The 17,820-nt window shown below is 42.1% G+C and carries 16 protein-coding genes; 12 read left to right on the forward strand and 4 right to left on the reverse strand.

Annotated features, from left to right (window positions below):
• The 3 genes from HB679_RS13400 to HB679_RS13410 all read left to right on the forward strand — a co-directional run.
• Nucleotides 1-266 (forward strand): hypothetical protein (locus HB679_RS13400; protein ID WP_214072508.1); only part of this gene is annotated, 266 nt, incomplete at its 5' end.
• Between the two features lie 43 nt (nt 267-309).
• On the forward strand, nt 310-1,680 hold the full coding sequence (locus HB679_RS13405) for an RsmB/NOP family class I SAM-dependent RNA methyltransferase (protein WP_214072509.1): 1,371 nt from the start codon (nt 310-312) through the stop codon (nt 1,678-1,680).
• A 166-nt stretch (nt 1,681-1,846) separates the two neighbouring features.
• Complete coding sequence (locus HB679_RS13410; RefSeq protein ID WP_214072510.1) at nt 1,847-2,917, forward strand: glycoside hydrolase family 130 protein; 1,071 nt, start codon at nt 1,847-1,849, stop codon at nt 2,915-2,917.
• Between the two features lie 155 nt (nt 2,918-3,072).
• Here HB679_RS13410 and HB679_RS13415 read toward each other — a convergent pair whose 3' ends face one another.
• Both HB679_RS13415 and HB679_RS13420 read right to left on the reverse strand, forming a co-directional pair.
• Entirely contained in the window at nt 3,073-4,017 is a 945-nt protein-coding gene (locus HB679_RS13415) for a rhodanese-related sulfurtransferase (RefSeq protein WP_214072511.1), read from the reverse strand.
• A 128-nt stretch (nt 4,018-4,145) separates the two neighbouring features.
• On the reverse strand, nt 4,146-6,635 hold the full coding sequence (locus HB679_RS13420; RefSeq protein WP_214072512.1) for a DUF5686 and carboxypeptidase regulatory-like domain-containing protein: 2,490 nt from the start codon (nt 6,633-6,635) through the stop codon (nt 4,146-4,148).
• 125 nt (nt 6,636-6,760) lie between these two features.
• On the opposite strand from HB679_RS13420, the gene kbl reads away from it, so the two are divergent.
• From kbl to HB679_RS13450, 6 genes are all read left to right on the forward strand, one after another.
• Nucleotides 6,761-7,951, forward strand: coding sequence for a glycine C-acetyltransferase (kbl, locus tag HB679_RS13425; RefSeq protein ID WP_214072513.1), 1,191 nt, complete (start codon nt 6,761-6,763; stop codon nt 7,949-7,951).
• A gap of 210 nt (nt 7,952-8,161) precedes the next feature.
• A complete protein-coding gene (gene pheS, locus HB679_RS13430; protein WP_214072514.1) occupies nt 8,162-9,196 on the forward strand; it encodes a phenylalanine--tRNA ligase subunit alpha in 1,035 nt (344 codons plus the stop codon).
• Between the two features lie 5 nt (nt 9,197-9,201).
• The gene (locus tag HB679_RS13435) at nt 9,202-9,618 is read left to right on the forward strand and encodes a hypothetical protein (protein ID WP_214072515.1); all 417 of its coding nucleotides are present in this window, start codon (nt 9,202-9,204) and stop codon (nt 9,616-9,618) included.
• 5 nt (nt 9,619-9,623) lie between these two features.
• Nucleotides 9,624-10,205 (forward strand): TetR/AcrR family transcriptional regulator, encoded by a 582-nt coding sequence (locus HB679_RS13440; RefSeq protein WP_214072516.1) that lies wholly within the window; start codon nt 9,624-9,626, stop codon nt 10,203-10,205.
• A 266-nt stretch (nt 10,206-10,471) separates the two neighbouring features.
• A complete protein-coding gene (locus HB679_RS13445) occupies nt 10,472-11,251 on the forward strand; it encodes a hypothetical protein (RefSeq protein ID WP_214072517.1) in 780 nt (259 codons plus the stop codon).
• Nucleotides 11,252-11,474: 223 nt separating this feature from the next.
• A complete protein-coding gene (locus tag HB679_RS13450) occupies nt 11,475-11,726 on the forward strand; it encodes a helix-turn-helix transcriptional regulator (protein ID WP_214072518.1) in 252 nt (83 codons plus the stop codon).
• A gap of 39 nt (nt 11,727-11,765) precedes the next feature.
• On the opposite strand, the gene HB679_RS13455 is transcribed toward HB679_RS13450, so the two are convergent.
• Nucleotides 11,766-12,164: a DoxX family membrane protein gene (locus tag HB679_RS13455; protein WP_214072519.1), complete on the reverse strand. Its 399-nt coding sequence runs from the start codon at nt 12,162-12,164 to the stop codon at nt 11,766-11,768.
• A 186-nt stretch (nt 12,165-12,350) separates the two neighbouring features.
• Here HB679_RS13455 and HB679_RS13460 point away from each other — a divergent pair, with 186 nt between their 5' ends.
• The 3 genes from HB679_RS13460 to HB679_RS13470 all read left to right on the forward strand — a co-directional run bounded on the left by HB679_RS13460 (nt 12,351) and on the right by HB679_RS13470 (nt 14,957).
• Entirely contained in the window at nt 12,351-13,142 is a 792-nt protein-coding gene (locus tag HB679_RS13460; RefSeq protein WP_214072520.1) for a 5'-nucleotidase, lipoprotein e(P4) family, read from the forward strand.
• Between the two features lie 174 nt (nt 13,143-13,316).
• A complete protein-coding gene (locus tag HB679_RS13465; RefSeq protein ID WP_214072521.1) occupies nt 13,317-14,183 on the forward strand; it encodes an aldose 1-epimerase family protein in 867 nt (288 codons plus the stop codon).
• A gap of 12 nt (nt 14,184-14,195) precedes the next feature.
• On the forward strand, nt 14,196-14,957 hold the full coding sequence (locus HB679_RS13470) for a class I SAM-dependent methyltransferase (protein ID WP_214072522.1): 762 nt from the start codon (nt 14,196-14,198) through the stop codon (nt 14,955-14,957).
• A 33-nt stretch (nt 14,958-14,990) separates the two neighbouring features.
• Here HB679_RS13470 and HB679_RS13475 read toward each other — a convergent pair whose 3' ends face one another.
• Nucleotides 14,991-17,789 carry a DNA gyrase/topoisomerase IV subunit A gene (locus tag HB679_RS13475; protein ID WP_214072523.1) on the reverse strand — a complete coding sequence of 933 codons (2,799 nt, stop codon included), beginning with the start codon at nt 17,787-17,789 and terminating at the stop codon, nt 14,991-14,993.
• Nucleotides 17,790-17,820 lie beyond the last annotated feature (31 nt).

Here is a 17,820-nt window from a genome sequence, read left to right on the forward strand (position 1 = left end):
TTTGGTGGTTGCAATCTCAATTTCCAAGTGTTTCCCGTCAATCGCTGGCGGGCTGCAAAGGTATCATTCGTTTCGATATCTACCAAGTGTTATTTTACTTTTTTTATATCTATTTTCAACCTTGCAATTTCAAAAAACAACCGCTCTTTCTTCCTGAGCGGGTTGCAAATGTAGGAAGAATCTGTCATCCGCCAAAGAAATTCTTCGCTTTTTTCAACAATGTTTATAACGTGCTGAAAAACAAGTATTATAAATCACATCAATAGGCAAACAATAGAGTAATTTTTGATTTCGTATATTTGAAATCACATGCAAAACCATCCATTTCCTGCAAATTTCCTGGAATCGTTAGCAGACGAGCCAGGCTTTGATCATAAAAATTTTGTCGAAGTACATCAAAAAAATGATGCACCGACGTCTATTCGTATCAATCCTTTCAAAAAAAATGCGAAAAAAACCGATGAACAAGTGCCCTGGTGCGCCGAAGGTTTTTATTTAGGTACACGACCATCCTTTACTTTCGACCCCTTATTTCACGCGGGAGCCTATTATGTACAGGAGGCATCGTCTATGTTTGTTGATCATATATTAAAACAGATCAAGCCCGATGCGCCAGCGAATATCCTTGACCTATGCGCCGCCCCGGGTGGTAAAAGCACCCTGCTTAATTCGGCCATGACTGCTGATGATTTGCTTGTGGCTAATGAAATTATTAAAACACGGGTGCCCGTGCTTGCCGATAACCTGACCAGATGGGGCACTGCTAATACTATTGTTAGCAACAACGATCCGAGAGACTTTAGCAGGCTAACCAGTTTTTTTGATATCGTTTTGGTTGACGCACCATGTTCTGGCTCCGGAATGTTTCGTAAAGACCCGGATGCGATGGACGAATGGAGCGAGGCAAATGTTAACCTATGTCATCAGCGGCAGGAGCGTATCCTGGCAGACATTTATCCTACCATAAAAGAGGATGGATACCTTATATACAGTACCTGCTCTTATTCGCGCCAGGAAAATGAGGATATCCTGGATTGGCTATGCAATACTTTTGCCTTGGAGAGCATCCGCATACCTATTAATGCAGCGTGGGGAATTGTCGAAACGCAATCGCCGGAAAAGAAAGCCTGGGGGTATCGCTTTTATCCGGGTAAGGTTAAGGGCGAGGGTTTGTTTGCATCGGTTTTAGTTAAGCGCGAAAGCAGCGGCAGCTTTGTATCCTTTAAAAATAATAAGAACCAAAAGGTGCCAATGAATGAGTTGGAACTGATCAAACCTTATATCAAAGATCCATCCGCCTTTTACTTTTTTAAGGTAAATGATGACTGGATGGCCATTAACCAACAACATAAAGAGAGCCTCAATTTATTGCAACATCACCTGTATATTAAAAAATCGGGGGTACGGATTGGCAAAATAGCGGGCCGTGATTTGATACCGGATCATGAATTGGCGCTAAGCAATATCGTCAATAAAGATAACGTGGCGCAAACCGAGTTAGATTATGACCAGGCAATACTTTATCTGCGACGTGAGAACTTGGATATTGATGAAGCAAAAAAAGGCTGGAGTTTGATGAACTTTGAAGGGCAGCCGCTTGGATGGGCGAAATTATTGCCGAACAGGGTTAATAATTATTACCCGAAGGAGTTAAGGATATTATCACAAGGGCCAAAGTAATCCCGACCCCTTTGTCATTCTGAGCATAGCGAAGAATCTGCGCGCGTTCGATAACCTGTCGGCAGATTCTTCGCCATGCTCAGAATGACAAACTATTTATACTAATCTCTCCAAACCTTATACTATATAATACTGTTAAAAAAACAAACAGTATATATAATATAGTATGAAAGACATTGCCCGGCGTTTTCCTGAAAATCCATTGTTATCTCCCATTGATTTAAAATGCAGCGAAGACGGCCTGCAGATAATCTGTTTATTGAACCCTGGCGTTTTTACTTTTGAGGGAAAGACCTGGCTCATCGTTCGTGTGGCTGAGAATGCTGTGCAAAAGGAAGGATCTATATTCTTCCCGGTGTTGAATGAATTGGGTAAGACCGAGATCATGGAACTACCATCAGAACACCCTGAGCTGATCACCACCGATCCTCGGGTAATTCGTTATATGGGATTAGATTACCTAACCACCCTATCGCACCTGCGTTTGTTGAGTAGCGACGACGGTGTTCATTTTTATGAACCAGAAGGTTACCCAGCCTTGTTTGGCATTGGCGCTTCTCAAGCTTTTGGCATTGAGGATTGCCGGGTGACATTATTAGAAGGGCAATACCATTTAACGTTCACCGCAGTTTCGGGCAGTGGTGTAGGCGTGGGCATGCGTACCACCACCGACTGGAAAACTTTTAAAAACCACGGCATGATCTTGCCCCCACATAATAAAGACTGCGCTATTTTTGAGGAAAAGATAAATGGAATGTATTACTGCCTGCACCGCCCAAGCAGCGTTGATATCGGCGGTAACTTTATCTGGCTGGCCGAGTCGCCGGATGGTGAGCATTGGGGCAATCATAAATGTATAGTTAAAACCCGCAAGGATAATTGGGATTGTGAACGCGTTGGGGCAGGTGCCGCACCGATTAAAACAAAAAAAGGCTGGCTGGAAATATATCATGGTGCTAATAAAGAACATCAGTATTGCCTGGGCGCTTTTTTACTCGATTTAAATGACCCGTCAAAAGTATTGGCCCGTACGGATGCGCCAATTATGAAACCTACTGAGCCGTATGAGTTAAGCGGATTTTTCGGCAACGTGGTATTTACCAATGGCCATATTGTAGATGGTGATACTATTACTATATATTATGGTGCTTCAGATGAGTTTGTTTGCGGGGCGAAGTTCTCTGTTAAGGAGATATTGGCGGCATTGGGGGGTATAAATTTGAGCGCTTTCAAATAGAGTCTTCGTTATTCTACTATTATATAAAATAAACTGTCATTGCGAGGAGGAACGACGAAGCAATCGCAAGGATGCAATGTTCGCGATTGCCGCGCTCCGCTCGCAATGACAATCAAAAAAAGAGGCTGCCCAATCAGGCAGCCTCTTTTTTTAAGCTAAATTACTTTTTCCTTTTTATTTACCGGCTGTGGTACCTTAACATAATAACCCGTACCATCGTAAACTCGCTTGCGCGGATGTTCTTTGCAAGCGTCGCTGCAGCAACCTTCCATAGCTGTGCCGCATTCGTCACACTGCGTAAAGTGCTCGTTGCACTCAGGGTTAGCGCAGTTGATCATTTTTTCGGTAACCTTGCCGCAATTGTAGCAGGTTGATATGGCTACCGGGTTAATGGTATTGACCTCCACCGCAAGGCGATTGTCGAACACATAACATTTGCCTTCAAAATCCTCGCCGCCGGCTTCTTTACCGTATTTTATAATACCGCCGTGCAACTGGTATACATCGGTAAAACCTTCGTGTAGTAACAGGGCCGATGCTTTTTCGCATTTGATGCCACCGGTACAGTAGGTAATAATCTTTTTGTCTTTGTATTGCGCCAGCTCATTGATCATATCCGGGAAATCGCGGAAGTTTTCAATATCTAACGTGATAGCCTTTTTAAATTTGCCCAGATTATGCTCGTAGTTTGAACGTACGTCTAAAATGATTACGTCCTCCTCATCCTTCATCTCCAAAAAATCTTTTGGTTCCAGATGGATGCCGGTTTTTTGTTGGGGATTGATGATGTTAGGGTCGCGCAGGCCGGAGTGAACGATCTCGTCCTTGTAACGCACATGCATTTTCACAAACGATGGCGTATCTACCTCATCGACTTTAAAATCAATTGAAGCAAAACGCGGATCGGCATGCACGACATCCATATAGGTTTTACAGGATTCTGCAGAACCGGAAACTGTACCGTTTAAACCCTCAGTGGCCACAATAATGCGCCCGGTTAAATTAAGTGACTTGCAAAATTTTAAATGATCGGCAGCAAATTGCTCCGCATCGGCTATTGTCGAATAACAATAGTATAATAGTGTATTGTATTGTGCCATAAAATCATTGATGCCGCTGCAAACGGTGTTAAATGAAGGGCAAAGATAGGGTTTTGAGCTGAAAGCTGAAAGTCTAAAGCTAATCTGCGCTATCAAAAGCTTTATGCATTTAGCTTTCGCCTTTAGGCTTACCTGATACCATAAAATATCCTGATCCCCTGTATGTATTTCTTGTCGCCGGCATAAGATACACCATAGTCAACACGGAAGATAAAGCGCTGCAGGCCCACATAAAATTCGCGGTAATCTTTATTGTTTTTCTCCGTCAGGTAGTTGGCGCCGATAATTTCTTCTAGTTTTAGTTTACGCATAAAACCGATATTATTTAACAGCGTGCCCGCGAAATTGTGCTGGTAATGCGCTTCCAGGTAAGCGCTGTTGGCGCTAAACTGGTAAAATGGCAAGAAGTGAAAACTGCCCACATAGGTTGGGTCGAAGGTGGTACCCTGGTTACCCAAAAAGTGGTTATAATCCATAAAGTACAAGTTCTTTTTGGTAAAGAAATCACCGGCCGAGAGTTTGAACGAAGAATAGCCCATCAACCCTACTCGTATTTTATCCTGTGATAAGTCTATCGATCCAAAATCATAATTAGCATCAGACCCAAAAACACCCGGGATAGCCTTACGATAATTAACCGTTAGCACCGGATAAGCCGATGGCAAGTAGATCTTCCCGGTTGGCCGGGTGATGTATTGCTGATCGAACGTAAATTTAACGGAGGTAGTTAGCGTCAATGCCTGATTTTGCGGGAACAGCTCTGAACGATCGGTTGCCGGTACGCTATCAGGCGCCAGCGGGTTGTTGGAGGTAAAAGTCCGCTTTGATGATTTGAAAATGTGTGCGTACGAGTTATTATAAAGTTGGGTACGATTAGCGTATGAGAGCGATGCTTTGAATAGCACACCATTGGCCAGTTCGCGCATAAAACCAACATCGCCAAATTCTGAGCGGTAATATTTTACGTAGTTATTATTACTCAAGAGCGTACTTAGCGTATTGAAATATAGCGAGCGTGTACCAACATTATTCAGGTCTAATATATCGTTACCAAAATCCAGGAAGAAACGCCCTTCGTTAAACGGATCATACTTATAATAAGAATGTATGTTGGCGCTAAATAATTTATCGGATACACCATATCGTAAGTTCGGTGTAACACTTAAAGTTTTAAAGTCGTCGGAAGTTGTAGATAAGCGTGCTTTTAAGTTCAAACCAACGCCTTCAACCGTATTATAAAACAGCGTTTGGTTAAATGGAAAAACATAAAGCGAATCTTTTCTATCCCTGCTGGTCATGGTAAAACCAAATATGGTATATGGAATGATTAACACCCTGTTTTTGCTTTTTTGCAGCGAATCAAGGTAAGGCTTGGTTTTTTGCAGACGGGCTATGCTATCCTTTTTCTGATAGTCGCGCGTCTCTTGCAAAGTCAATGGTACCGGGCGGCTTTTAAACCAATAATCGGCATTCTTTAAACTGGCAGCAGTGTCCAAACGCATAATCTCGCCGTTGAAGAAATGCGGCGGATAGGTTACGTTAAACTTATAATTATTATATATACTGATATAGTATCCTTCAAATTTAAAACCCAGCACATCGCCATTATAATCGTACTGAACAGAAGCCGGCATCCAGGTGCTATCTGCAACCGGGATATATTGCTGGCTAATTTTCATGGTATCAACCAAATTCAGGCGATTTATTTTATTGGTGAGTTGCAGATCGACACTGTAAATGCGCCAGTCGCGCTCTAAAATATAGATATAACCTTCAAAGCTATATTCACCATCGCCACGAGGCGTTAGCTTAATCTTATCTATAGTTCGGCCGTTTTCTACTGTCGTACCTTCTAAATGAAATCTATAATAGCTAAAAGCGTTCTTCGCGACCGGCGATACAAAAGCATGGCTGCTCAGTCCCTGTATCGTGAATAAATTCTCATAGAAATTGGCTTGCAGATCTGACGCCTTATTATAGCTAAACGTTGGCGAAATACCCGCTACACGGGATGAAAGTGTTATCTCTTTCTTTTTATCGGGACGTTGGTAACTAAAATCAGATATCGATTCTGACTGGTATAAAATCCCCCGGCCGTTGCTGTCCAGATCAAGCACTTTTGATACGCCGTTGGTTAGCAGTTTCTTTGGTGCGCTGGTTAATTTCTGCACACCTTTAACATATACTGCGCACGAATAGGAATTGATCTGGTTCAAATAAAACTCTCGTTTAGCAATAACCTTACGCATAATCATGGAGGCAGCGGTGTCGCGGTTACGCTTATCGACAACATTTACCGTTTTAAGCTGAAAGATCTCATCCTGTAGTTGGACATTATGTAGTATTGCCCCATCGGTGATAGTAATATGGTCGATGTGTTCCTGATAGCCCACATAGCGGTAAATAACATCGTATTCGCCGGCACTTAGGTTAAATTTGTAAACACCCTGCTCGTTAGTGGTGGTTCCATAAGTACTGTTTCGGATATAGACTGATACGAACGAAATTGGCGCGCCCTTGCTATCAGTAACATGGCCCGATAATATATACTGTTGTGCCGACGCCTTAAAGACAAAAGCGTTGAGTGATAATAAGACTAATAGTAAATATCTTTTCATGTAGTTCCACAAATAATGTTTTTAGCGCCTAAATGTTTGAGCAAACACATATTATTATTTAAAACGCAGGCGCTTTGAAGCTAAATGCCCATTAATGCTTAGTTTTGCAAAAATTAACTGTAAACATGTATAACACACTACAACCGGTTTTGCAACAAGAGCTTGCAGGTATTGAAGAAGCAGGCCTATTTAAAAAAGAACGCATTATTACCTCGCCGCAGGGTGCGGACATTACCGTGCAGGGCGGCAAAGAAGTTATAAACTTTTGTGCCAATAACTACCTTGGTCTTTCGGGCGATAAAAGGGTAATTGAAGCTGCTAAAAATGCAATGGATACGCATGGCTACGGCTTGTCGTCTGTTCGTTTTATTTGTGGTACGCAGGATATCCATAAAGAATTGGAGAAAAAGATTGCCGATTTTTTAGGCACCGAGGATACTATATTATATGCAGCAGCTTTCGATGCCAACGGTGGCGTGTTTGAACCATTGTTTGATGCACAGGATGCGATCATATCTGACGAGTTGAATCACGCTTCTATCATCGACGGTGTGCGTTTGTGTAAAGCACAACGTTATCGTTATAAACATGATGACATGGCCGACCTGGAAGCCAAGCTACAGGAAACTGCCGGTTTACGTCACCGTATAATTGTTACCGATGGCGCGTTCTCTATGGACGGCACCATTGCCCAACTGGATAAGATCTGCGCTTTGGCCGACAAATACAACGCTTTGGTGATGATTGACGAAAGTCACTGCTCTGGCTTTATGGGTAAAACCGGTCGTGGTACGCATGAGCATCATGGTGTAATGGGTAAGATCGATATCATTACCGGCACCTTGGGTAAAGCTTTAGGCGGTGCGTCTGGTGGTTTTACTTCTGGTCGTAAAGAAATTATTGATATGCTGCGTCAGCGTTCAAGACCGTATTTATTCTCGAACACCCTGGCTCCTGCTATTACCGGCGCTTCGATTGCGGTTTTGGATATGTTGAGCGAGACTACACAACTGCGCGATAAATTGGAAAGTAATACTCAATATTTCCGCAAAGCGATGACCGATGCGGGTTTTGATATTAAGGCAGGTGTGCATCCTATCGTCCCAGTGATGTTGTACGATGCTAAACTGGCGCAAGAGTTTGCTGCCAAAATGCTGGACGAAGGCATTTATGTAATCGGGTTTTACTACCCGGTGGTTCCGCAAGGTAAAGCGCGTATCCGTGTTCAAATTTCTGCTGCGCATGATAAGCAACATTTGGATAAAGCCATTGCTGCATTTACTAAGGTTGGTAAAGAGTTGGCAGTGATAAAATAATACCCGGATGTCACTGTGAGAAACGAATCTATCTATCTGATATAGTTCGCGATTGCCGCGCTATCGCGCGCAATGACATTCGGTTTGTCATTGCGAGGGCCGAAGCAATCGCACGCTGTAAAATTCGCGATTCTGGTGCAATGACAAAATATATTAAATTTGCCACTCGTTCATTTTAAAGATGGATGGCACAAAAGGAAACTTAATACAATGCAAGAACAAATAGATCAATATACCGCCGAAATTAACGCTTTTTCGCCTGCTAACGCAGATGAACTGGAAACCTTCAGAATTAAATTTTTAGGTACCAAGGGAATCATCAAAGATCTTTTTGAGCAATTTAAAACTGTTGGCCCTGAAGAGAAACGCACCTTTGGTAAAGTCTTGAATCAGTTTAAACAACTGGCCGAAGCAAAGTATAATGATCTGAAAGAGAATTTCAGCACCGATCAGGGTTCGCAAAAATCTGATCTGGATTTGACCTTGCCGGGCGATAATTTTCAGGTGGGTTCACGTCACCCATTATCATTGGTGCGTAATGAGATCATCGATATATTTAAACGCCTGGGTTTTGTTGTTGCCGAAGGACCGGAAATCGAAGACGATTGGCATAACTTCTCGGCCCTGAATTTCCCTGAGGAACACCCGGCCCGCGATATGCAGGATACCTTCTTTATCAAAAAGAACAATGGCAAAGACGACATCGCTTTGCGCACCCATACATCATCGGTACAGGTGCGTATGATGGAGAATGGCAAACCGCCGTTCCGCGCTATAATGCCGGGTCGCGTTTATCGTAACGAGGCTATCTCTGCACGTGCGCATTGTTTCTTCCACCAGGTAGAAGGTTTATATATCGACGAGAATGTTTCCTTTGCCGATTTGAAACAAACACTGTATCACTTCGTTCAAGAATTATATGGCGAGGGCACGCAAGTTCGCTTCCGTCCATCTTACTTCCCGTTTACTGAGCCATCTGCAGAGATGGATGTATCATGTACTATTTGTAAAGGCGCAGGTTGCAATATGTGTAAATACAGCGGTTGGGTAGAGATATTAGGTTGCGGTATGGTTGACCCGAACGTTTTAGAGAACTGCGGCATCGACAGTAAGAAATTTACCGGCTTTGCGTTTGGTATGGGTATGGAACGTATTGCCAACTTAAAATATGTGATACGTGATCTGCGTTTATTTAGTGAAAACGACGAACGTTTCCTGAAACAGTTCCAAACTGAAATTATATAAAAACGATGGTTAAGAAATTAGGGGTAGTATTTGTATTGATTTTAAGTAGCCTTGCCTGCGGTAAAGCCAGCGACTATGTCCCTAATGTTTCGGTTAACTTCCAGATGGCTTTGACAGACCCACGTTTAAATGCTTTGCATAACACCGGCGGCGCTGTACTTGTTAACGGCTATGGTGTAGCCGGCTTAATATTATACCGCAAAGCGGATGGAAGTTATGCCGCTTACGACCGTTGCAGCGCTTATTTGCCTCAAAACAAATGTGCTGTTACTTTAGACAATCCTTCGCTTACCTGCACCGACCCATGCAGCGGTTCTAAATGGATACTGGAAGACGGTACTCCTACTAAAGCCCCGGCTATAAAATCATTGAAAGCGTATGCTGTAAATACCAATGGTTTTGAGATATTTGTACAGAACTGATCTGAATGGAAGCCGATAAAATTAAAGATAGCATTAAACGTGCAGCGCAAGAGCTGTTTCGCAAATTTGGATACCATAAAACCAGCGTAAACGAAATTGCCAAACGGGCCAAAATTGCCAAGGCTACTATCTATAAATATTTTGACAGCAAAGAGCACGTACTGCATACGCTGCTAATGGATTATATCCGCACCAGCGTTGATGAGCTGATCCTGTCTAACGCGGCCGAAACCGACGAAGAAACCCACCTGGGTAACCTGATCATGAAAACCTGCAGATTGAGCTACACAGTCTGCAATGAGTTTATCGGTTGGGATTTCATTCGCGAAAGCACCAACTCTCAAGATTTTTTAAAAAATTTAAGTAATGAGTTAGAAGATTTGTTGCTGGCTTCTTTCATCCGCATCAGTGCTATTCGTAAAATTGAAAACTATCATCAGCGGATGCGCTTTTTAATAAAATGCAGCAAAAGCATCGTTTTCAGCTTCGCATTTACTTCGGTTAGCGATTCGGATGTGCGCAAAAACTTTGTATCCTTCCAAAAAGAAATATTGCCTTACCTGGTAAGGGCGGCTATTACTATCTAAAAATCAAGAATCATTTATTGTGAGCCAGGTACGCTCAGTGAAACCTTAAATGTGATAAGGTTTAGGTTATTCAATTTTACCGATAATCTTTGGCTTTGTCGATATATAATTCAAAAACAGGTATTTCTACGTGGTGTTGAATGTTAATGCGTTTGCTTTTCATAATGGGTGATCTATTTAAAAAAACTAAAAACTTTTTTGAACGTTAAACCATTAATCATATAGTTAGTCATAGAAATGTCTTGAAACTTAGTCATCTAGAAACAATGAAAACAATAAAATTAGTTCTAATTGTACCGATGTTGCTTTTTGCAATCTCGTGTAAAAAGGACAATAACAAAACCGCCGCCAACTCTAATATCTCTGTAGATGTTGCTGCTGATCTCACAGTAAGTTCGGTTGCTTCAAACTCGTTGGGTTTTGCAAGTGTGGCCGATAATATTAGTGCCAATGCGCAAGCCGTTAGTTCGGCAGGTAATGGCCAGGCAGTGAACTCTACAGCGCCTAACGCTGTAATCCGTCAAACATGCGGAAGTACAATATCTGATAGCTTAAGTTTTTCTGGCACCACAAATGCAGTATCAATTGATGCATTTTATAAATATTCTCAAACGTTAAACTGTAACAACGACAGTCCCGACAATCTGGCTAACGTGATAACCTTTCATGGAACGTTTGACGGCCCGCGCTTATCTTCATCTGTTTCAGGTACCTCTGCGGTTACCATCAGCGGCTTAGCAAGTAGCGCAAACAATTTTACCATAAACGGCCTTTACAGCCGCAAAGGGTCATTCACTTCAAAAGTTGATGCCAAATCCAGCGGAAGCAGCGTGGTAGCTATTACTGTAACTAATGTTACGCTAAGCAAACCGGGCCGCGTTATTACGGGCGGCAGTGCAAATATTACTGTGTCAGGCACCGTACCTGCCGGTGCATTTAGCTTTAACAGCACCTTGGTATTTAATGGCAACAACCAGGCTACCCTAACTATAGGCGCGTCGGTATATATCATTAATTTACTTAACGGCACCTACACCAAGCAATAAAGAAACTACCTCACTTACCTATGAAAAAAGAGACGCCAGGGAATTCCCTGGCGTCTCTTTTTTGTTAGAAATCGTCAAAACGATTAAACACCACAAGATTACCGACTGATAATCAACAACATAAACCAACAATGTTCATTTTATTCATTATCAATCATTATCGTTCATTGGCGAAATAGTTGCTTGCCATATTATAATTTTATAATACAAACTAAGCACTGTTATGAACGTAGACAACCAATTACAAGCCGTAGCTTCCAACATCAGAAACAGACGTATTGATTTACACCTGTCGCAAGTACAGATGGCCGGACTCTTGAACATTACTCAAAATGCTTACAGCAAAATTGAAATGATCAAAACTAAAATGTCTGTAGAGCGTCTTTGTGAAATTGCAGAGATCCTAAAAATATCGCCGCGCCAGCTTTTGACAGTAAACATACTAACAATGCACCCGGCAAAAAAAGCAAGTTGAGCTTTATTACCGGGCGCAATATATATCGTTAAGCTTATATTAGCCTACCGTTGGCTTTGCTGTAAAAATGGTGGTATAGTACTTTATGTAAGCTATACATAAAAAGATATTCAATACTAATATACCAATGCCCATCGGCGCACCTGCAGGAGCTAATATGGTATGGAACAAGCAAATGTTTAAGCTAATTGGCAATAGTACCAATAGAAAGAAAGCGGTGTAACGATTAATTAATAAGAATATACCGCTTAAGATTTCAAGAACCTTCATGTACTGGAAAAAATAACCAGAACCCCAAAGCCCGCCAGAAAAGGCCATAGCTTCTTTACTCATGGGAGGTTGAGCCATATGTAAAACTTGAGGGAAGAAGAAATTCAGTCCAAATACTACAAAGATCAAACCCAGTAATATCCGGGCAATTAATACTGCAATTTTCATAATGTGGTGGTTTTATAAGTTAAACTAATAATTCATTTTAAAGTTTCTCAAAAATACATGTTTAAACAAGTATTTTACAAATTGCAATGTCATTGTTTAGTTATATTACTGATACGGCGAAAAACAGTTAAAGGTTGATTGTTAATTTACTGTTAACATTAAGCTCGAATTACTATACTTGCCTTAATGAAAAAACTTTTACTCCTTTCTATTTCGTGCTTGTATTTTTTCGCAGCACAAGCACAAGACACTCCTTTATCAACCGCCAATGCCGGTAAAGTTTGGTCGTTATTATATCAACAGCGGGCGGCCGAATATAAGGCCTTATGCTTCCAGGCTTACAATATAGCTAAATTACGGTTAGACGAAGCTTTAAGGCATAAAGGCAAGAAGCCCCTGGCCGTGGTAACCGACATAGACGAAACCTTATTGGATAACAGCCCGCTGGATGCAGCGCTGGCTATTAATAACCGTGAGTTTGATCTGAAAGCCTGGAAACAATGGACCGCTAAAGGTATTGCTGATACAGTTCCGGGGGCACCGTCATTTTTTAAATATGCAGCCTCAAAAGGTGTTGCGGTATTTTATATTACCAATCGTGATGAGGATGAACGCCCGGGTACCACCAAAAACCTGAAACTATATAACCTGCCTTATGCAGACAACCAACACATCATCCTGAAACAAAATACATCCAGCAAAGAAGCACGTCGCCAAGAGGTCTTGGTTAAATACAATATCGTTTTATTATGTGGCGATAACCTGGCCGACTTTGACGCGTTGTACGATACTAAACCATCCGAAGAAAATCGCGCGGCAACTACCGAGCACTTAAAAAAGCAATTTGGTAGTAAATATATTGTGATACCAAACGCAGCTTATGGTGATTTTGAGAATGCTTTATTCAATTACAATTATAAGCTGAGTGGTGCGCAAAAAGATTCTATTATCAAATCATTGATTAAGGTTGACAGATAGTAGCGCGACGACAAGCCTGTTTTAACAAAAACGAAACAGGATGACGATTAACGTGTTAAATAGTGATTGAAGAATAGCTTGAGCTAAGGTAGATTTTATTGAATATATATTGATAATTTTATCCTAAGATTCTGATATGTCAGGATTGTTTCAACCACTAATAACCGTATACCAATGACAATTATCGAGAACCATCTTTTTAAGGTAGCCATCCGCAATCAGGGCGGCGAATTAACCTCGTTTTATAACAAAACCACAGGAGTTGAACACCTATGGCAAGCCGACCCAAGCGTGTGGCCATGGCATGCACCAAACCTATTCCCTATTGTTGGGCAATTGATAGACAATCAATTACTGGTTGCTGGGCAAGCTTACGAATTGCCGCGTCATGGCTTTAACCGTACATCGGAATTATTGTTATTACAATCTAACGAGGTGTCTGCCTGGTTCTCTTTGCCATATTGCGAAAAAACGTTGGCAAAATATCCTTATAAATTTGATTTTCAAATCCATTACGACCTTATAGATGACGCTTTGCGCGTAACCTATAAACTGATCAACCTCGATAAAAAGCCTATTTACTTTTCGGTCGGCGGGCACCCGGCGTTTAACGTTCCGTTTAATAAAGGCGAGAATTATGAAGATTATTATTTGGAATTTGAGGTTGATGAAAAGCTTAAGACTCATTTATTATCGACAGAGGGATTATTTAACGGAGAAACAGAGCCGGTAGCTACAGACGGCGGAAAGCTGCATCTTACCCGTGATATGTTTAACAAAGACGCGCTGGTATTTAAAAATTTGAAGTCGAGAGTGGTTAGCATCAAAAGCACTAAACATGATCAGACGCTTACAGTCGAATTCCCGCATTTTAATTACCTGGGCCTTTGGGCCAAGCCCGGTGCAGACTTTGTTTGTATAGAACCATGGCTGGGTTGTGCCGATAGTGTAGATAAACATGTTGACATAAGTGGAAAAGAAGCGATACAAAAATTACAAGTTGGCCATGTTTTTGAAGCCGCATTCTTTATTAGCATGTAACTCAGCCATTTTATGACCATAGCCCCTACTTTACGTTTCAGCAACCGTGTAAACAATTATGTAAAATACCGTCCGGGATACCCCGATGAAGTGTTAGATTTTTTACGACAAAAGGCAGGGCTATCGGCTGATTCAATTGTTGCCGATGTAGGCTCGGGCACAGGCATATTTACCAAATTATTATTAGATAAGGGCTACAACGTTTACGCTGTCGAGCCTAACGATGCCATGCGCAAAAGCTCGGTTGAACAATTAACCGACTTTGATAAATTTCAGGCAGTAAACGGCACTGCAGAAGAAACTAATCTGCAAGACGGTAGTGTTGACCTTGTAGTATGCGCGCAGGCGTTCCATTGGTTTGATCAGCAAGCTTGTAAGCCTGAATTTAAGCGGATATTAAAACCAAAGGGCCAGGTAGCATTGATATGGAACAACAGGCAAACAGAATATGATGCTTTTGCGGTTGGTTACGAACTATTGCTGCAAAAGCAAAGCTCTGACTACGCTGAAGTAAATCATCGCAATATAACAGATGTAGATTTTACCAATTTCTTTAAGAACGGGAAGTATCAAACCGGAAAGTACCAGAACATCCAGGTTTTTGATAAGGAGGGGCTAATTGGCCGTGCATTTTCGTCGTCATATATCCCACCAAAAGATACAGAAGCCGGTCAGGCTTTTTTGGCCGACCTGACAGCGCTTTTTGATCAAAATCAGGCTGACGGCACTATTAACTTTGTGTACCAAACAGAGGTATATTTAGGAAAGGTATAATAGCTTATCGCGATTATACCTTTCTTTTACTTTTTAGAATAATCCCAACTGCCCGGTGTCATCTATGTCAATGTCGTCCGGGTTGGTGATCTCAAAATCTATCTTCTTAGGTTGAGCTGTTTCTGATGCAGGTTCAGGCGCTTTCTCAGGCTTCTGCGCAACCGGAGTTTCTTCAACCAGCTCGTCGATATCATCCGGTGCATTTACTTCGGCAGTTGGCTCTTCATCAATTACATTTTTAGCCTCAGGAGTGATAACTATCTCTGTATCGGCTACCGAATCCGGGCTTGGATCCGGCACGTCGGCTTCATCATCATGTTCGGTTTCCAGGGTCACGCTTTGCACCAAATGTACAGATAGGCGGTTACCCATGGCTTTCATCCCCTTTACGTCAATCAAATCGACCAGGTTAAGCTCAACAGTCTCTGGTATCTTTGTTGCACCTTTCAATTGGTCAACCTTTACCACTACCTGCGATGCGCCGGAAATTACCACCATTTTCGACCCGCTTTCATCACTAATTATACTTGCTTGCTTACCAATAGCTGTATTTTCGAATACAAAACGTTTGATGAGGTAGTTTTTAGATTTCCCTTCGTAATGCACCACCGAGTACACTTTTTCAGGATTATACTTTTCTATCACCACCATTTTATCATCGAAATGATTGTTCAGATCGAAACTGGTTAGTTCGTAAATACCATTCGAGAACACGGTTAGGATACGATCATCGCCATCAAACTCTCCCAGGAATTTACCGCGGCCATCCACGTTCAGGCGTTTTAATATTTCGTCAAACCAAATCTTACGGCCTGCCAGCGTTGATAAGCCTTTACTTTTCAGAATGATTTTTTTAACCGGGTATTTGGTAATGATATTACCCATTGATCCGCGGCCTTTGATGGCCAGCTGTGCAAAGTCTTCATCAAACTGCAATTTCTTTAACTTGGCATGAGGTTTTAGTTGAACATTTACTACCTCGGCCTCGCCATTTGGGTTGGCAGAGAAGTAAAGTACTTTTGAACCCTTGCTACCTTTGGTCAAATCGTATTCCTTATCGCGGGTTACACCGGTCACGGCAAAACGTTTGATATAACTTACCCCACTGGTGCCATCTTTATAAACCATGTTATACACGGTGCGTTCATCGTTCTTTTTAAATACCGCAACGTGGATGATCTCTTTCCCCACAAAAACTTTTTCCTGCACTTTGGTGATCACGCAACGTCCATCCTCTCGGAAAACAATGATCTCATCAATGTCAGAACAATCGCCAACAAAAGTTACAGATTCGTCTTTCTTTAAGCCGGTACCTATAAAGCCATCAATTTTGTTAGCATAAAGCTTAACGTTAGCCAACGCAACTTGCGATGCATCCACTTTGTCGAATGTGCGCAACTCGGTTTTACGCTCGCGGCCCTTACCGTATTTCTCTCTGAGTTTTTCAAACCAGTCGATAGTATATTCAACCAGATGTTTGAGGTGATTTTTTACGGCCTTGATCTCGTTCTCCAGGTTCTTGATCTGCTCATCTGTTTTCTTAAAATCAAAGCGGGTAATGCTGCTCATTGGTTTATCAATCAGCTTGCGGTAATCCTCGGCCAGGATAGGGCGATAGAATAAAGGTAAAAACGGATCAAATAAACGGTTTAGTACCACCAACACTTCATCAAAAGTGCCTGATGTTTCATAGTCAGGGTGCTTGTACATCCCCTCCTGGATAAAGATCTTAAGTAATGAGCTAAAGAAAATCTTTTCCATCAGCTCCTTAAGTTTTATCTGCAGCTCCTGCTTTAACAACTCTTTGGTAAAATGCGTGCTTTCGGTAAGCATGTCATTCACGCTCATAAAGCGCGGCTTGTCGTCCTGTATTACGCAGGTGTTTGGCGATATAGAAACTTCACAGTCAGTAAATGCATACAGCGCATCAATAGTTACATCCGGCGAAATACCCGGCGCCAGGTGAACCACAATCTCAACATTCTGAGCGGTATTGTCTTCTATCTTTTTGATCTTGATCTTACCCTTATCATTGGCCGATATAATGCTGTCTATCAAACCACCTGTAGTAGTGGTGAAAGGTATTTCGGTAATTGCCAGCGTCTTTTTATCGCGCTCCAGGATCTTTGCACGTACACGTACACGGCCCCCGCGCTGCCCATCGTTATAAGCCGAAGCGTCGGCCATACCGCCCGTTGGGAAGTCGGGCAGTAAATTAGGGGTTTCGCCCTTCAGAACCGCTATCGAAGCATTTAATAACTCTATGAAATTATGCGGTAAGATCTTGGTAGCTAAACCTACAGCAATGCCTTCTGCTCCTTGCGCCAACAGCAACGGAAACTTAACAGGCAGCGTAATAGGCTCTTTATTACGACCGTCATAACTAGCCTGCCAAATAGTAGTATCTGCATTAAAAACAACCTCTAAGGCAAATTTCGACAAGCGCGCCTCAATATAACGTGGGGCCGCCGCCGAGTCGCCGGTTACCGGGTCGCCCCAGTTTCCCTGGCAATCTATTAATAAATCTTTTTGGCCAATCTGCACCATGGCATCGCCAATGGAAGCATCGCCATGCGGGTGATACTTCATGGTATTACCAATAACGTTGGCAGCTTTGTTAAAGCGGCCATCGTCCATTTCTTTAAGCGAATGGAGGATACGGCGCTGCACGGGTTTTAAGCCGTCATTAATATGCGGAACGGCACGGTCAAGAATTACATATGATGCATAATCCAGGAACCAGTTTTCATACAGTCCGTCGAGTGAGGTTACGTTGTGTATTTTTTCGTCTTTGTTATCAGGTGTCGCGTTTTCGTTCAGATCTTCACTCATTACTTACAAAAAATTATTTGGATTGGTAAAG

It is taken from the genome of Mucilaginibacter sp. dw_454 (assembly GCF_018449775.1).
Taxonomy (GTDB): domain Bacteria; phylum Bacteroidota; class Bacteroidia; order Sphingobacteriales; family Sphingobacteriaceae; genus Mucilaginibacter.

Bases quoted from the DNA above. Each gene is read 5' to 3' on its own strand.
- HB679_RS13405 (WP_214072509.1), top strand. From the start codon at position 310: ATGCAAAACCATCCATTTCCTGCAAATTTCCTGGAATCGTTAGCAGAC.
- HB679_RS13410 (WP_214072510.1), top strand. From the start codon at position 1,847: ATGAAAGACATTGCCCGGCGTTTTCCTGAAAATCCATTGTTATCTCCC.
- HB679_RS13415 (WP_214072511.1), bottom strand. From the start codon at position 4,017: ATGGCACAATACAATACACTATTATACTATTGTTATTCGACAATAGCC.
- HB679_RS13420 (WP_214072512.1), bottom strand. From the start codon at position 6,635: ATGAAAAGATATTTACTATTAGTCTTATTATCACTCAACGCTTTTGTC.
- kbl (WP_214072513.1), top strand. From the start codon at position 6,761: ATGTATAACACACTACAACCGGTTTTGCAACAAGAGCTTGCAGGTATT.
- pheS (WP_214072514.1), top strand. From the start codon at position 8,162: ATGCAAGAACAAATAGATCAATATACCGCCGAAATTAACGCTTTTTCG.
- HB679_RS13435 (WP_214072515.1), top strand. From the start codon at position 9,202: ATGGTTAAGAAATTAGGGGTAGTATTTGTATTGATTTTAAGTAGCCTT.
- HB679_RS13440 (WP_214072516.1), top strand. From the start codon at position 9,624: ATGGAAGCCGATAAAATTAAAGATAGCATTAAACGTGCAGCGCAAGAG.
- HB679_RS13445 (WP_214072517.1), top strand. From the start codon at position 10,472: ATGAAAACAATAAAATTAGTTCTAATTGTACCGATGTTGCTTTTTGCA.
- HB679_RS13450 (WP_214072518.1), top strand. From the start codon at position 11,475: ATGAACGTAGACAACCAATTACAAGCCGTAGCTTCCAACATCAGAAAC.
- HB679_RS13455 (WP_214072519.1), bottom strand. From the start codon at position 12,164: ATGAAAATTGCAGTATTAATTGCCCGGATATTACTGGGTTTGATCTTT.
- HB679_RS13460 (WP_214072520.1), top strand. From the start codon at position 12,351: ATGAAAAAACTTTTACTCCTTTCTATTTCGTGCTTGTATTTTTTCGCA.
- HB679_RS13465 (WP_214072521.1), top strand. From the start codon at position 13,317: ATGACAATTATCGAGAACCATCTTTTTAAGGTAGCCATCCGCAATCAG.
- HB679_RS13470 (WP_214072522.1), top strand. From the start codon at position 14,196: ATGACCATAGCCCCTACTTTACGTTTCAGCAACCGTGTAAACAATTAT.
- HB679_RS13475 (WP_214072523.1), bottom strand. From the start codon at position 17,789: ATGAGTGAAGATCTGAACGAAAACGCGACACCTGATAACAAAGACGAA.